Source organism: uncultured Thermosynechococcus sp. (genome assembly GCF_937958135.1).
GTDB lineage: Bacteria > Cyanobacteriota > Cyanobacteriia > Thermosynechococcales > Thermosynechococcaceae > Thermosynechococcus.
Map to the genome: position 1 here is coordinate 1 of NZ_CALGOG010000088.1, position 15,032 is coordinate 15,032.

At 54.3% G+C, this 15,032-nt stretch carries 15 protein-coding genes and 1 pseudogene; 4 read left to right on the forward strand and 12 right to left on the reverse strand.

All coding sequences use genetic code 11. The features are described 5' to 3' along the window. Positions 1-253: 253 nt before the first annotated feature. Complete coding sequence (locus tag Q0711_RS10315; protein WP_298612942.1) at positions 254-1,006, reverse strand: YebC/PmpR family DNA-binding transcriptional regulator; 753 nt, start codon at positions 1,004-1,006, stop codon at positions 254-256. Between the two features lie 84 nt (positions 1,007-1,090). Further along, positions 1,091-1,228 carry a photosystem II reaction center protein K gene (locus Q0711_RS10320; RefSeq protein ID WP_041429384.1) on the reverse strand — a complete coding sequence of 46 codons (138 nt, stop codon included), beginning with the start codon at positions 1,226-1,228 and terminating at the stop codon, positions 1,091-1,093. An 84-nt stretch (positions 1,229-1,312) separates the two neighbouring features. Between Q0711_RS10320 and tadA the strand changes: the two genes are divergently transcribed. Further along, entirely contained in the window at positions 1,313-1,804 is a 492-nt protein-coding gene (gene tadA / locus Q0711_RS10325; RefSeq protein WP_366142470.1) for a tRNA adenosine(34) deaminase TadA, read from the forward strand. On the opposite strand, the gene folK is transcribed toward tadA, so the two are convergent. Further along, positions 1,725-2,312, reverse strand: coding sequence for a 2-amino-4-hydroxy-6-hydroxymethyldihydropteridine diphosphokinase (folK, locus tag Q0711_RS10330; protein ID WP_298612948.1), 588 nt, complete (start codon positions 2,310-2,312; stop codon positions 1,725-1,727). The two genes, tadA and folK, sit on opposite strands and share 80 nt — an antisense overlap. 69 nt (positions 2,313-2,381) lie before the next feature. Here folK and btpA point away from each other — a divergent pair, with 69 nt between their 5' ends. After that, positions 2,382-3,272: a photosystem I biogenesis protein BtpA gene (btpA, locus tag Q0711_RS10335; protein WP_298612952.1), complete on the forward strand. Its 891-nt coding sequence runs from the start codon at positions 2,382-2,384 to the stop codon at positions 3,270-3,272. Here the strand turns inward: btpA and hisG are convergent, their stop codons facing one another. The 9 genes from hisG to Q0711_RS10380 form a co-directional block, all read right to left on the reverse strand. Further along, positions 3,273-3,908, reverse strand: coding sequence for an ATP phosphoribosyltransferase (gene hisG / locus Q0711_RS10340; protein ID WP_298612955.1), 636 nt, complete (start codon positions 3,906-3,908; stop codon positions 3,273-3,275). Between the two features lie 3 nt (positions 3,909-3,911). Continuing rightward, a complete protein-coding gene (locus tag Q0711_RS10345; RefSeq protein WP_298612958.1) occupies positions 3,912-5,138 on the reverse strand; it encodes an ATP phosphoribosyltransferase regulatory subunit in 1,227 nt (408 codons plus the stop codon). 6 nt (positions 5,139-5,144) lie between these two features. Continuing rightward, a complete protein-coding gene (locus Q0711_RS10350; protein ID WP_298617831.1) occupies positions 5,145-6,080 on the reverse strand; it encodes a DnaJ domain-containing protein in 936 nt (311 codons plus the stop codon). Positions 6,081-6,181: 101 nt separating this feature from the next. After that, complete coding sequence (purU, locus tag Q0711_RS10355) at positions 6,182-7,051, reverse strand: formyltetrahydrofolate deformylase (RefSeq protein WP_298617829.1); 870 nt, start codon at positions 7,049-7,051, stop codon at positions 6,182-6,184. Positions 7,052-7,090: 39 nt separating this feature from the next. After that, a complete protein-coding gene (gene uvrA, locus Q0711_RS10360) occupies positions 7,091-9,946 on the reverse strand; it encodes an excinuclease ABC subunit UvrA (RefSeq protein WP_298617826.1) in 2,856 nt (951 codons plus the stop codon). 142 nt (positions 9,947-10,088) lie between these two features. Then, on the reverse strand, positions 10,089-11,726 hold the full coding sequence (gene groL / locus Q0711_RS10365; RefSeq protein WP_298612535.1) for a chaperonin GroEL: 1,638 nt from the start codon (positions 11,724-11,726) through the stop codon (positions 10,089-10,091). A 68-nt stretch (positions 11,727-11,794) separates the two neighbouring features. Next, positions 11,795-12,106, reverse strand: a complete 312-nt coding sequence (groES, locus tag Q0711_RS10370; RefSeq protein ID WP_298612538.1) for a co-chaperone GroES — start codon at positions 12,104-12,106, stop codon at positions 11,795-11,797. A gap of 186 nt (positions 12,107-12,292) precedes the next feature. After that, positions 12,293-13,102, reverse strand: coding sequence for a carbohydrate ABC transporter permease (locus Q0711_RS10375; protein WP_366142468.1), 810 nt, complete (start codon positions 13,100-13,102; stop codon positions 12,293-12,295). Then, positions 13,089-13,883 (reverse strand): hypothetical protein, encoded by a 795-nt coding sequence (locus Q0711_RS10380; RefSeq protein ID WP_298612544.1) that lies wholly within the window; start codon positions 13,881-13,883, stop codon positions 13,089-13,091. Before Q0711_RS10380 ends, Q0711_RS10375 begins: the two co-directional genes overlap by 14 nt. Before the next feature lie 168 nt (positions 13,884-14,051). Here Q0711_RS10380 and Q0711_RS10385 point away from each other — a divergent pair, with 168 nt between their 5' ends. Further along, positions 14,052-14,684 carry a hypothetical protein gene (locus tag Q0711_RS10385; protein ID WP_298612547.1) on the forward strand — a complete coding sequence of 211 codons (633 nt, stop codon included), beginning with the start codon at positions 14,052-14,054 and terminating at the stop codon, positions 14,682-14,684. 21 nt (positions 14,685-14,705) lie between these two features. After that, positions 14,706-15,032, forward strand: a pseudogene (locus Q0711_RS10390) (bifunctional folylpolyglutamate synthase/dihydrofolate synthase); the annotation flags it as partial.

Consider the following 15,032-nt stretch of genomic DNA (forward strand, 5'->3'; position numbering starts at 1 on the left):
TTTTAACAGGGAACCTAAGGAACACACACGAGCCGACGCAGGAACACACTGACAATCAACACCAACCACAGAAGAGGAGCGATCGCTCCGCCTAGCACCTCAATCTGTAACCCACAACTTGCTTTGGTGCACCCCTGCAGCTGTATTGTTATCCTGCCACGGGTAATAACGGCTGCCTACCGTGTTTTCACTTAACTTTGGCCACCCTTACACCCCAGCAATTGGCGCTTAGATTCCGTAAAATTACGGATGCCTAAACGTACATGGCTTCCATAAGGGCATCACTCATGGCTACATTGGTCGCCACACTTTGAATATCGTCCAGGTTTTCAAGGGTATCCATTAACTTAAGAACGCGCCGTGCTGTGTCTTCGTCGGTGATTTCTACGGTGTTCAGGGAGACCCAGCGGCTTTCGGTCTCAATGACGGTGTAACCCTGTTCTTTGAGCGTTTCGCTAACCTTTTCAAGGGCAGGCACAGGACAGCGCACCTCGGCCACTTCCTCTAAAATCTCGTAGGTTTCGACATCAGCCGCCAGTAGGGCTTCGAGGAAGGCCTCCTCATCCGTCGGCGCAGCCACAGTGACAATGCCCCATTCTTCAAACATCCAGCTCACACAGCCCGTTTCCCCCAAGTTGCCACCATGTTTGTTAAAGGCGGCCCGCAGATCTGCGGCGGTGCGGTTGCGATTGTCCGTGAGAGCCTCAATTAAGAAGGCAACCCCACCGGGGCCATAGCCTTCGTAGCGAATCTCTTCAAGGGGTCCCTCGCTATCGAGGGTACCGGTGCCCTTGGCGATCGCTCGCTCGATATTTTCGCTGGGAATTCCTGCGGCTTTAGCCTTCTCAATGGCACTGCGCAGTTGAAAGTTACCTGCTGGATCGCCTCCCCCATGACGGGCAGCAATAATGATTGCCCTCGATAGCCGTGCAAAGATCTTCCCCTTTTGGGCATCTACCCGCGCTTTTTGCCGTTTAATATTTGCCCACTTACTGTGACCTGCCATAGAGGAAAAGCATCCAAAAACCACGAAGAACCCCGCTGAAACCAACGGGGCATGTCAATGGCGGAATTTGAACCAGAGCGGTTTTTAACGAAAGCCAACAGCTGCTTGCCAAACAAAGGCCAAAGCCAAAAAGAGGACGGGAATGACCGGCAGCACATCCACAAGGGGATCAAAAATGGCGTAGGCTTCTGGCAGTTTCGCAATCAAAACCAAAGCATCAATCATGGTGTTTTCCCAAAGAATTTAGCGATCGCAAGAGTGCTGAAAAAATAGTACCATAGCCGCTGCGGCAACAGGAGTGCGAGGCTGGACATTCTCCCCTTATCGGAAACAGAAATCCATGACTTTTGGATGCAGCAGGCGATCGCCCTTGCAGCGCAGGCAGGAGCTGCCGACGAAGTGCCCGTGGGGGCGGTGATTGTCAGTGCTGAAAATGAACTCATTGCCACCGGCGAAAACCGCCGTCAGCGGGATCATGACCCCACTGCCCATGCGGAAATCATTGCTTTGCGGCGGGCGGGGCAGCGCTTGGGGACTTGGTATTTAACCGGCTGTCGCCTCTATGTTACGCTGGAGCCTTGCCCAATGTGTGCGGGGGCAATTATTCAAGCCCGCATCCATACCCTTATCTATGGAACGGCTGACCCGAAAGCAGGGGCGATTGACTCGGTACTGCAACTGCCGCAGAGTCCGGCGGCGTTCCACCGACTCCAGGTCATCAGCGGCGTTCAGGCGGCTGCCTGTCGGCAACAGTTGCACACATGGTTTCGCCAGCATCGTCAGAAAGAACGGCAATAATCCCCACATCCCCCACTTGCTGCCGCAGAGTCTGGATGGTTTCACCTAAAACTGGATGTCGCCAGTGGGGGGCGATCGCCGCTAAGGGGGCAAGGACAAAGGGGCGTTCTGCCAGGCGGGGATGGGGCAGGGTGAGTTCGGCGGTGGTGATCACGCGATCGCCGTAGAGCAGCAGATCAAGATCAAGGGTACGGGCACCCCAATGCTCTTGGCGTTGGCGGCCAAACTGCACCTCAATCCTCTGCAGGGTTTTCAAAAGTGCCCAAGGGGACAGTTGTACTCGGGCAATGAGGCAACCATTCCAGTAGTTCGGCTGGGGCGGCCCTACAGGGACTGTGTAATACCACGGCGAGTAGGCTAGGACATCAATCCCCGCCGTTTGGGCAAGCATTTGGACGGCCGAGCGCAGTTGCCGCAATGGCTCACCCAGGTTGCTTCCGAGGGCGATCGCAGCGAGGGGGGGGTCAGACGGGGATATACTTAAACTTAAGTCAGTGCATTCTGCCATTGCGCTTGTGTAGAGTGCCTTTCACTCCTCCTGTTATACCTGCACTGTTCACCTATCGCCGAAATCGCTGTGGATCTCCGAACGCTCTTTCACACTGCAACCCCAGTCATTGGTGTTGTCCACCTCCTTCCCTTGCCCACCTCCGCCCGTTGGGGAGGGAGCCTCAAGGCGGTTATTGACCGCGCAGAACAGGAAGCCACAGCCCTTGCTTCAGGGGGAGCCAATGCCATCATTGTTGAGAATTTCTTTGACGCCCCCTTCACTAAAGATCGGGTGGATGCAGCCGTTGTCAGTGCTATGACCTTGGTGGTGCAGCGGTTAAAGAATCTGGTGGCCTTGCCCATTGGCCTGAATGTGCTGCGCAATGATGCTTTCAGTGGTCTGGCGATCGCGGCCTGTACCGGGGCACAATTTATCCGTGTCAATGTGCTCACCGGGGTAATGGCCACGGATCAGGGCATTATTGAAGGTCAAGCCCACCAACTGCTGCGCTACCGCCGCGAACTGGGGCAAGACATCAAAATTTTCGCCGATGTGATGGTGAAGCATGCCCAGCCCCTCCACAGTCCGAACCTCGCCGCTGCGGTGCGGGACACCTTTGAGCGGGGACTTGCTGATGGGGTGATTCTCTCCGGTTGGGCAACGGGACACCCGCCCGCCGAGGAAGATCTATCGGTCGCTGCCAGTGCAGCCAAGGGACAGCCCCTCTTTATCGGCAGTGGTGCCTCTTGGGACAATGTTGAGCAGTTAGTGCCCTACGTCAACGGCGTCATTGTTGCTAGTTCCCTGAAGCGCAACGGTCAAATTGAACAACCCATTGACCCCATTCGTGTTAGCCGTTTTGTCGAGGCATGGCAGCGGGCACACCAAAAGGTTCAGGAACTCAATCGCGCCAATAGTAACTGTCGGGGGTCTGTGAGCGAACCCCTGCCAGCGATGTTTGTGCATGGGCAAAAGTAATCAGGCGATCGCCCCTGTTAACTGCGGAACGTAGTTTCCAAGACCATTGAGGTTAAGGCGATAGCTGCGGGGGTGGGCAATTAAGTAGGCTGTGCTGGTGAAGATTTGCTCTAACTCCACAAGGCCGTTTTCCTTGAGGGTGCGCCCCGTTGACACCAAATCCACAATCGCCTCTGCCATACCCGTAATTGGCCCCAGTTCTACCGAACCATAGAGAGGCACGATATCCACAGGCAAATCTAGCTGCTGGAAAAAGGCATCGGCGCAGCGGACAAACTTTGAGGCCACGCGGCAATGGGGGGGCAAATCGCGGGCACTGCGGTAGGGGCTAGAGGCTTTGACGGCCACCGACAGCCGACATTGACCAAAACCCAGATCCGCCAGTTTGGCGACGTGGGGATTTTTTTCCCGCAACACATCATAGCCGACAATCCCCAACTGCGCTTGGCCATACTGCACATAGACGGGAACATCTTGGGCACGGACTAAAAGGGCGCGGGCACGACCATCCTGAGAAAGCACTTGGAGTTGGCGATTCCCTGGCTCTAGGAGTGCCTCAAAGTTCAAGCCCACCTGTTGGAAGTAAGCAATACTGTCCTTAAGCAGGGCGCCTTTGGGTAGGGCAATCGTTAACATGGCCTAGACACTCTGAATCTGCAAATGGGTTGCCCCATCACCGAGGGCTTCAATCTGCGGTGGCGCATCCGTCTCAATCCAAGCAATATAGGGAATCTGGCGATCGCGGGCATAGGCGCGGATTTGCTCGGGGGTCAGATCAAGGAGTGACAACTCCACGCGGGTAGAACCATCTAGGCGCAGCGTTTGAGCATGGTGTAGGGCGGCGGCGAGGGCGTTGGGTGTGCGGGGAACCACAAGCCATTGACTGCGGGGGGCTAATAGGGCAGCTGAGGGAATAGCGATCGCCTGAAGAAGCGCCTCCACATTAAAGACAAAACCAATCCCCGGCACAGAGACACCGTCGGGATGGTAAATACTGAGCAGTTGATCATAGCGTCCCCCTTGAGCCACCAACCGCAGTTCCGTTTCCGTGGGAATCAAGACCTCAAAGATAATTCCCGTGTAGTAATCAAAGGACTGCACAAGGCTGAGATCAAGAGTAATAGAGAAGGATTTGGCCACCAAGCCCAGCAACTGTTGAAGTTCTGCAAAGCGATCGGCGACCCCTGCCACCTCAGACCACCGTGCCAAGCGCTCCCCCACTTCCTGCGGGGTACCCCGCAGATCAAACAGGGCAAGGGCGCGATCGCCCCAAGGGGGGCTTAGAGCCTGCAAACTCACGCGGTCTAAATTGGCCAAGCATTGGCGTACAATTTTTTGCAATTCCGCCGGAAAGGTACCGAGCAACTGTTGCGTTAGGTGGGCATCCCCCACCAACAGATAGGCCTCCTCAACCGCTAAGGCCCCAAGGCACTCCTGCACCAGCCAGAGAATTTCGGCATCCGCCGCTAAACCTGTTGCCCCTATTAGCTCCACCCCTGCTTGGAAAAATTCCTGCTGGTTGCCCAAGTGTGTAGCCGTCGTTCGCCGAAAGACATTGGCTTTGTAATAGAGCCTTTGGGGCAGTTGCCTTCCTGCCATACGAGTCACGGCGGCGCGGGCGATCGAAGCCGTTAATTCGGGCCGCAATCCCAAGGGTTCACCACTGCTCCCCTGTACTTGAATGACCGTTTCTGGATGGACAGTACCCCCCGCCGTCAGGGTTGCTAGGGTCTCGATTGTGGGTGTGATAATTTCTTGGTAGCCCCAGCTTTGAAAGACGCGCTCTAGGCGTTGCTCTAGCCACCGTTGCCGTGCCACATCCAGGGGTAAAATATCGCGGGCACCACAGGCGGGTTGATACACCATAGTGAATTACTTTTTCCCAAAAAGACCAAAGAAGGAAGCTCTCTTTTTCTCTGGCTTGGGCGGCTCAGGATTTTTTTGCTGTTGCTGTGCTTTGCGCTCCCTCTTGTTAATTTCTTCGAGTCCCTGTATTGCCGTCACCTCTTGAGGATTGAGCTTCAGGGCTTGATTAAAGTGAATTCTGGCCATACTCAAGGAGCCTTGTTTTAGGTACACCTTGCCTAGTAGAGCATTGCAGCGGGCACTGCGGGGGTCAATCTTCAGGGCATCCTTCAGTTCTTTGATGGCCTCCAGATAAATCCCTTTATTCAAAAGTTCCTCTGCCCGTCGCAAGTATGGCTCTGTAAGTTGCCCTGTTTTTGAAGTCTCTGCGGGCGGTGTTGTTGCTGAGGTTGCACGCACCTGAGTATCCTCTGGTTTAGGTTGCGGCGCAGGCGCAGAAACTGTAGGTGCTGCTGCTGTTGCTTTACCTCCCGCCGATCGCCACAGATAGATTAAATTGAGTTCGCTAATTTGTTCACTAATCTTAAGGGCATTGTTTAAGTCTGTGTATTGATCTTGGGCAAGGGTATTGAGGGCCTTTTGATAGGCCTCTTCAACATTGGCAGCGTTAAAGACTTCCTGGGCCAAATCAAAGGTGGGCGTTGGCACAATGTTGGCCGTTAGCAGTTGCTTTTCGAGCAAGCGCAAAATGACTTGGTATTCTTCCCGCTCTTTTTCTTGGGACAGCACCTCATAGGCAGGATTCACAAACTTGGAGAGCAAATCACTGGCGATTTTTCTACCCGCTTCATCATCACGGCTATCGGGGTGCAGTGTCTTTGCAATTTTCAGATATCGCTTGCGAATTTCCCCTGGTGTTGCCGACAATGGAACCCCCAGGGCAGCATGGAGATCTCGTTGAGAGTTAAAGCGACCCAAGCCGTGATTGATCTCGAAGGGCATAGTCAGTGAAACCGCAGGGGCAGAATATCCTTTGATTATACCTGCTAATAGAGGGGGGTGTGACTATCTGCGGCAATGGTGTAGCCAGTTCCCATCAGCCCCTAGGTAAACACTACGGTGCGATTGCCGTACACGAGAATCCGATTTTGTAAATGCAGCTGCACTGCCCGCGCCAACACCACCCGCTCCAAATCCTTGCCCTTGCGAATCAGATCCGCCACCGTATCGCGATGACTCACAGGCACAACCGCCTGCTCAATAATTGGCCCTTCATCCAAGTCTGCTGTGGCATAGTGGGCAGTGGCGCCGATGATTTTCACCCCCCGCTCATAGGCACGGTGGTAGGGATTGGCTCCCGCAAAGGCAGGCAAAAATGAATGGTGAATGTTAATCACTTGGGGAAAGGCTTCAATAAATTCAGCACTGAGCACCTGCATATACTTGGCCAGCACCACCAAATCAATCTTGTAGTCCCTGAGAAGTTGTAGTTCTTTGGCTTCCGCGAGGGGCTTGGTTTCTGGGGTCACGGGAATATAGTGAAAGTCAATGCCAAACTGCTCGGCAATGGGACGCAAATGCTCATGGTTACTGATAACTAGGGGAATTTCGGCAAAGAGATCCCCCGCCCGCTGTCGCAGCAGCAGATCCCAGAGGCAATGATCTTGGCGGCTCACCCAAATGGCCAGGCGATAGGGAATATCCGACGCCCGCAACTGCCAGTGCACCCCCGCCCAACTGGCAAAGACCTTTTCCCGCTGGGCATAGTTAATGAATGTCGTGGCAATTTGATCGCGGGGAATCTCAAAACCCTCCAGTTCCCACTCCAGGCGCGAGAGAAAAATGCCCGCAACGGTATCGGTGTGGTGGTCGGCATGGACAATGTTCCCGTTGTAGCGATAGACAAACTGTGCCAATTTGGCCACCAGCCCCCGCTGATCGGGACAGGAAATGGAGAGGGTCATCGTTGGCATAGCACACCGCAGGGCAGAGCAATCAGTATTCTACTCCTGTCACTTGGGAGCGGTGCGATTTAAGACCTTGGCGAGATACTGCCCTGTGTAGGATTGGGGCATCAGTGCCACCGCTTCAGGGGTACCGACGGCAACTACATTTCCCCCGCGATCGCCCCCCTCTGGCCCTAGATCAATAATCCAATCGGCACAGCGAATCACATCGAGATTGTGTTCAATGACCAGAACCGAGTTGCCCTTGTCCACCAGCCGCTGCAACACATCGAGGAGTTTGTGGACATCGTAAAAAGACAGTCCTGTGGTCGGCTCATCAATGAGGTAGAGTGTTTTGCCCGTTGCGCGGCGCGACAATTCAGCTGCCAATTTTAAGCGTTGCGCTTCACCGCCAGAGAGTGTGGGTGCCGTTTGCCCCAGTTTCAAATACCCTAAGCCCACATCCACGAGGGTTTGCAGCTTGCTTACCGCCTTGGGGATATTTGCAAAAAAAGTCAGCGCCGTCTCGGCGGTCATCTCTAAAACATCGGCAATTGAGCAGCCCTTGTACTTCACCTGCAGCGTATCGCGGTTGTAGCGTGTCCCCTTGCACACCTCGCACCGGACATAGACATTGGGCAGAAAGTTCATCTCAATTACATTCACCCCTTGACCTGCACAGGCTTCACAGCGACCACCCTTAATGTTGAAGGAAAATTGTCCTGGTTTATAGCCCCGTGCCTTGGCCTCAACGGTTTGGCTAAAGACCTCACGGATCACGTCAAAAACCCCAATGTAGGTGGCAGGGTTCGAGCGGGGGGTGCGGCCAATGGGAGACTGGTCAATGACAATCACCTTATCAATGGCGTTCAAGCCTTCAATGCCCCCCAGTTCCTTCGGCAGGGGCACAGGCTGACCCAGATGGTGTTGAAGCGCAGGGTAGAGCACTTCGTGCATCAGGGTGGATTTGCCCGATCCTGAGACCCCCGTCAGACACACCAGCTTGCCAAGGGGAATTTCTACGGTGATGTTTTTGAGATTGTTGCGGGAGACGTTTTTGAGAACAAGGGACTGGCCATTGCCGGCTCGGCGATCGCTGGGGGTTTCAATGCGCTTGCGTCCCGATAGATAGGCGCCCGTCAGGGAGTCAGGATGGTTGAGAATTGCCTCTAAGTTGCCCTGGGCCACAATCTGACCGCCATGCACCCCTGCGCCTGGGCCAATATCCACAATGTGATCGGCAGCGCGGATTGTGTCCTCATCGTGTTCGACCACAATTAGCGTATTCCCCAAGTCCCGCAGGCGAAAGAGTGTTTTCAGCAGGCGATCGTTATCCCGCTGATGTAGGCCAATACTCGGTTCATCGAGGACATAGAGCACGCCGGTCAGGCCAGAGCCAATTTGGGTGGCCAAGCGAATGCGCTGGGCTTCGCCGCCAGAGAGGGTAGCTGCACTGCGGTCCAGCGTCAGGTAATCCAGCCCTACATCAATTAGAAATTGCAACCGCGCCGTCACTTCCCGCAGGGCCAGTTCAGCGATTTGCTGTTGTCGCCGGCTTAGCTGTAGCGATTGAATTCGTGCCAAGCACTCGCGAATTGAAACACTCGTGAGATCGGTAATGCGATACTGCCCCAAGCGTACCGCCAGAGCAGCCGGTTTGAGGCGTTGCCCACCACAGGCGGGGCAGGTTTGGTTGACTTGGTATTCTTCTAGCTTTTGGCGGTAGGTCTCGGAGGTGGTCTCGCGGTACTGCCGCTCCAAAATGGGGATCACCCCTTGAAATTGGCGGTAGTAGTCCCGTTTGCGATAGCGGGAATCGGCGGGGATGCGAATCGGGGCGTCGGTGCCGTAGAGAATAATTTCCCGCTGTAATTCTGTGAGGCGGTACCAAGGGGTGTTGATGTCAAAGCCAAAGGCCTCGGCAACGCCGCAAAGTAGGGCAAGGTAGTAGTCATGTTCCTTCTCTGCCCAAGGGGCGATCGCCAGATAGACGGGGAGTTCAGGATTGGGGACAATCAACTCCGGGCTAAATTTGCGTAGGTAGCCCAGGCCATGACACTCTGAACAGGCACCATAGGGGGAGTTAAAGGAAAACAGCCGCGGGGATAGCTCATCCATCACTGCCCCATGCTCAGGGCAGGCGAAATTCTCTGAAAACAGGAGTGTTTGCTCCTCCGCCTCAGCTTCACGGGGCACGACACTGATCATGGCTGTACCGTTGGCGTGGTGCAACGCCGTTCGCAGGGAATCGGCTAAGCGTTCCTCAATCCCCGGCTTCAGCACAAGGCGATCCACCACAATCTCAATGGTGTGAGCCTGGTTTTTATCCAGTTCAATAGCCTCACTGAGGTCGCGCACCTCACCATCAATGCGCACGCGCACAAAGCCTTCACCGGCCAGACTCGATAGCAGCTTTTTGTGGCTGCCCTTTTTGCCCTTGACCACAGGAGCAAGGATCTGAAACCGCGTTTGCAGCGGTAACTGCATGACCTGATCCACCATCTCATCAACGGTCTGCGGGCGAATCGAGCGATCGCAATGGGGACAGTGGGGTTCACCTGCACGGCCATAGAGGAGCCGCAAGTAGTCGTAGATTTCCGTAACTGTTCCCACAGTTGAGCGGGGATTGTGGGAAGCGGACTTTTGATCAATGGCAATGGCCGGACTCAGCCCCTCAATGGCATCCACATCGGGCTTATCCAACTGGCCGAGAAATTGGCGAGCATAGGCGCTGAGGGACTCTACGTAGCGGCGCTGGCCTTCAGCAAAAATGGTGTCAAAGGCAAGGGAGGACTTGCCCGACCCCGAAACCCCCGTCATCACAATCAGGCGATCGCGGGGCAGATCGAGGTCAATGTTTTTTAGATTGTGTTGTCGTGCACCCCGAATGCGAATTTCACCCGTCGGGACTGGATCGCCCATGCTGCAAAAGTGCAAATGTTAAAAAACGTTACATTGAGGGCTATTATAGCAATGCTGCCAGACCCTTTTGGAGACACCAAATAAAAAAAGCGGGGTATAGGCTCCCCGCTTTGAGTGCGACTTAGGTTACGACGGGTTGGGCTTAGTAGTCGAAGTCACCGCCCATGCCGGCACCGGCGCCCGCAGGATTGTTTTCTTTGGGTTCGGGCTTGTCAACGATGATGCACTCGGTGGTCAGCACCATACCGGCAATGGAGGCCGCATTCTGCAGAGCCGAGCGGGTGACTTTAGCAGGGTCAACAATACCGGCATCAAACATGTTGACATATTCATCTTTGGCGGCATCATACCCCACATCGAAGGGTTTTTCCTTAACCCGTTCGACAATGATGGCACCATTTTGCCCGGCGTTTTCGGCAATGCGACGCAAAGGAGCGCTAAGGGCACGCTCAACAATGTTGGCACCAATCAGTTCTTCACCCGTCAGGTGCTCGGCGGCCCAGTTGCTCAGCTCAGGAGCAAGGTGCACCAAGGTGGTACCACCACCGGGGACAATCCCCTCTTCAACGGCAGCTTTGGTAGCGTTAATCGCATCTTCCAGACGGAGTTTGCGATCTTTCATCTCGGTTTCGGTAGCGGCACCCACTTTAATCACCGCCACACCACCGGCCAGTTTGGCCAACCGCTCTTGCAGTTTTTCTTTGTCGTAGCTGGAGTCGGTTTCCTCGATTTGGCGACGGATTTGCTCGCAGCGAGCTTTGACGGCTTTTTCATTGCCTTCCGCCACAATCGTGGTGTGATCTTTGGTGATTGTGATGCGGCGAGCTTTCCCCAGCATATCCAGCTTGGCATTTTCCAGCTTCAGACCCGCATCTTCGGTGATCACTTGACCCCCGGTGAGGACGGCAATATCTTCGAGCATCGCTTTACGGCGATCGCCAAAGCCGGGAGCTTTCACCGCAGCCACACTCAAGACACCGCGCAGACGGTTGACCACCAGGGTCGCTAGAGCCTCTTTCTCGATGTCTTCGGCAATGATCACCAAGGGTTTACCGGCGCGAGCCACTTGTTCGAGGATCGGCACCAAGTCTTGAACCAAGGTAATTTTCTTGTCGGTGACCAGCACGAAGGGTTCATCGAGCACCGCTTCCATGCGCTCGGTATCGGTGGCAAAGTAGGGGGAGATATACCCCTTGTCAAAGCGCATCCCCTCGGTGACCTCCAGTTCGGTGGTCATGGATTTGCCCTCTTCGAGGGAGATCACGCCTTCTTTACCCACTTTGTCCATGGCATCGGCAATCATCCGACCCACTTCTTCATCGTTCCCCGCGGAAATGGCAGCCACTTGGGCAATGGCTTTGGAATCTTCCACAGGACGGGCATGTTCAGCAATTTTTTCGACAAGGAACTGGGTGGCTTTGTCAATCCCCCGTTTCAGGGCAATGGGGTTCGCACCGGCGGCAACGTTGCGCAACCCTTCTTTCACCATGGCATGGGCCAGCACCGTCGCCGTAGTGGTACCGTCGCCGGCAGCATCATTGGTTTTCGAGGCGGCTTGACGGATGAGAGCTACACCCGTGTTTTCAATGTGATCTTCCAGTTCAATTTCTTTGGCAATGGTAACACCGTCGTTGACAATTTGCGGCGCACCAAATTTTTTCTCCAGAACCACGTTCCGCCCTTTCGGACCTAGGGTCACGGCCACGGATTCAGCCAAAATGTCCATCCCTTTTTCCAGGGCACGACGAGCATTTTCGTTGTAGATAATGCGCTTCGCCATATGTGTTTCCTACCTCAATCGTTCAACAGTGATGAAAAATCGCACAGGAATGAAAGGGAGTCAGCGACCTAGCCAACAATGGCCAAGATGTCTTTTTCCGAGAGGAGAACGTAGTCTTCGCCCGCCAGTTTCACTTCGGTACCGGCATATTTGGAGTACAGCACTTTGTCCCCCACTTTCACATCCATCGGCTGACGCTTGCCGTCTTCAGTGAGTTTACCGGGACCTACGGCGGTCACTTCGCCCACTTGGGGTTTTTCACGGGCGTTGTCGGGCAGCAGGATGCCCCCTGCGGTGCGTTCTTCACTTTCGCTGACTTTGACAAAAATGCGATCGCCCAAAGGCTTCACAGTTGAAACGCTTAGAGATACGGGTGCCATAGCGTACTGTTCTCCCACTTGTAAGAGTATGGATTGATATACTCACTGCACGGCTAATCGCGCAGTCTCTGGGGGGTAAGAGCTTGACTGGCAATGGTTTAGCACTCTCACCCTTCGAGTGCTAATGTAGCGAGAGACAGTTGGCGATCGCAACTCCTGTTGCAGTACGGTTTTCCGAACGGAGCTTTAGCTTTTTAGCCCCGTAGTAGCAATGCCACGAATGAGTTGCCGCTGACCCAAAATAAACAAAATCATCACCGGTACGGTGGCAATCACCGCCGCCGCCATCATCAACGGCCAATCGTTGGTGAACTGCTCCTGAAAATTGGCTAGGGAAAGCTGCACCGTCATCAGTTCTGGTTTGGTGGTAAAGACCAAGGGCTTAAAGAGATCATTCCACTCCCCAATAAAGGTAAAGATAAACAGCGTCACCAAGGCCGGTCGGCTCAGGGGCAAGAGGATATGCCAGAGCACTTGCCACCGAGTTGCCCCATCCAAAAGTGCTGCTTCCTCAAGGGCAACGGGTAGCGTGAGAAAAAACTGCCGCATTAAAAACACGCCAAAGCCATTGGCGGCAGTAGGTAAAATCAAAGCCCCATAGGTATTGATGAGATGAGCCGCCTTGAGGATGAGAAAAATTGGGATAACCAAGAGTTGAAAGGGGATGACCAGCGTCGCCAATATCAGCAGCAGAATGAAGCGTTGTCCCGGAAACGAAAGCCGCGCAAGGGCGTAACCTGCTAAGGCTGAGGTCACCAACTGAAGCGCCGTCACCGCCAAAGCCACAAAGGTGGAGTTGACAAAAGCCAAGATAAAGTGTCCCTGCTGCCATGCCGCTTGATAGCTTTGCCATGTCCAGCCTTGAGGGGGCAACAGTTGGGTGGGCAAGGTTCCCGGTGGCCAGCCCGACGTACAGAGCACCACTAGAAAGGGGCTGAGAACCAGCAAGGCTCCCAATGCCAATACGAGTGTTAAGCCTACCCTAAGAGCAACCACTGCCGGACATCCGTTTTAGCAAATCCACAAATCCTTTGACTTCTTCGCGGAAAAGGAAGCCGGTATAGGCTGCCATGCCATGCTCGCCAATATCCAGCCCCTCGATTTCCTCTTTGGGGGAAACGCGGATGCCAATAGGGGCGTTCAGGAGTAGACACACTGCTGTACTAAGGGCAACGGTAAAGTCACCACTCCAGAGTAATGCCTTCAGAGATCCCTCCCCAGCTTCATGAAAGCGCCCTGAACCATCGGCAAAGAGACCTACCGCTAGAGTACCCCAGATACCATTAACGAGGTGCACAGAAATCGCTGCCACGGGGGCATCAATTTTTAGCTGGTTGCTTGCCACTACCGAAAAAGTAATAACCGTACCAACAATAATGCCAAGCAAGGTCGCACTTTCAAGGGTAACAAAGGCACAGGGCGCCGTAATCGCCACCAGTCCTGCAAGAATACCGTTGATAATCATCGAAAGGTCAGGCTTGCCAATAGAGTGCGGAAACCACCGTTGCAGTGACGCCCCCAAGGCTGCTGCTTTATTCGTGTTCACGACAATGGGGGCGATCGCCCCTGGATCTGCGGCCATGGTTGACCCATCGGCTAGAAACCGACCTAGACGCAGCCCCAAAAGAGGTGCTCCCATCAAGAATGCGGCTGTTGCACTGCCAAAGCCAATCATTGCCGCGAAAGTCAACAGCGTAGGGCAAGTCGGCAGAGAGAGAATCCGCGTCAGGGGGAATTGAAGACGTAATCCCTGTCGCCAGACAAAACCCAGTTTCACAGAGGCAGATGTCGGAAAAGAAAACAGTTGAAACTTGTAAACCCCCGGCCAAAATCCTTAGGAAAATCTTAGGGTTTAGTTGCCGGCCCTCTGTCTCAATTTTGCATAGGCAGTTAGCTGTGCCAGTTAGAGAAGTTGCAATTGTCCACCCTTGTGGAGTGTCCAGTAATGACTCATCCGCACTACCCAAATCCTGCTGTTATCCACCGCTGGGTGATGAGTTTTTGCTTTGTTGGTTTAGGATGTGCAACCCTGCCCTTGGCTCCTGTCACTGCTCAAATCGCCGTCTATGAAGGGCGACGCGTCAGCGGGGACGTAAGCATGACTCTCCCCGACGGCAGTACCTACAAAGGGGAATTGCTGAATGGCCGCTTTAATGGCCAAGGCATTCTCACAATGGCCAATGGCAACCGTTACGAGGGGGAATTTCGCAATGGCCGCTACCACGGTCAAGGGGTGCTGACCTATGCTGATGGTGGACGCTACGAAGGTGGCTTTGCGGATGGCATCTTTAACGGCAAGGGAGTTTTGCAACTGGCCAACGGCCAACGCTACGCGGGCACGTTTCTCAATGGTCAGTATCATGGGGAGGGGGTGCTCACTTTTCCCGACGGTACCCGCTATGAGGGGCAGTTTCTGGCGGGCAAGTATCATGGAACAGGGACGCTCTCCTTTGGAGATGGCACAAGCTATGCCGGAGAGTTTCGCAATGGCTTATTTGAAGGACAGGGGGTGCTCACCCTGCCAGATGGCTCTCGCATTATTGCTACATGGCGCAATGGTCGCCGCGAACCCCGCTAATCCTTTTCAATCTGGCCGGCTGTGACTGATCCACTGACGGCAGCATTGAGTCCCTATGCCCGTTTTGGAATTCGCCTTGGCCTTGAACCTATCCAAGCACTGCTGAGTGCTTTGGGGTCTCCCCAGTTACAAGTGCCTTTGGTTCACGTTGCAGGAACCAATGGTAAAGGCTCGGTGTGTGCCTATCTGGATAGTGTTTTACGGGCAGCGGGTTATCGAACGGGTCGTTATACCTCGCCCCATCTGTTGAGTTGGTGTGAGCGTATTTGTGTTGATGGTAACTCCATTGCCCCTGAAGTTTTCTTGAGATTGATTCAGCAGATTGAAGCAGTACTGCCACAGGTGGCC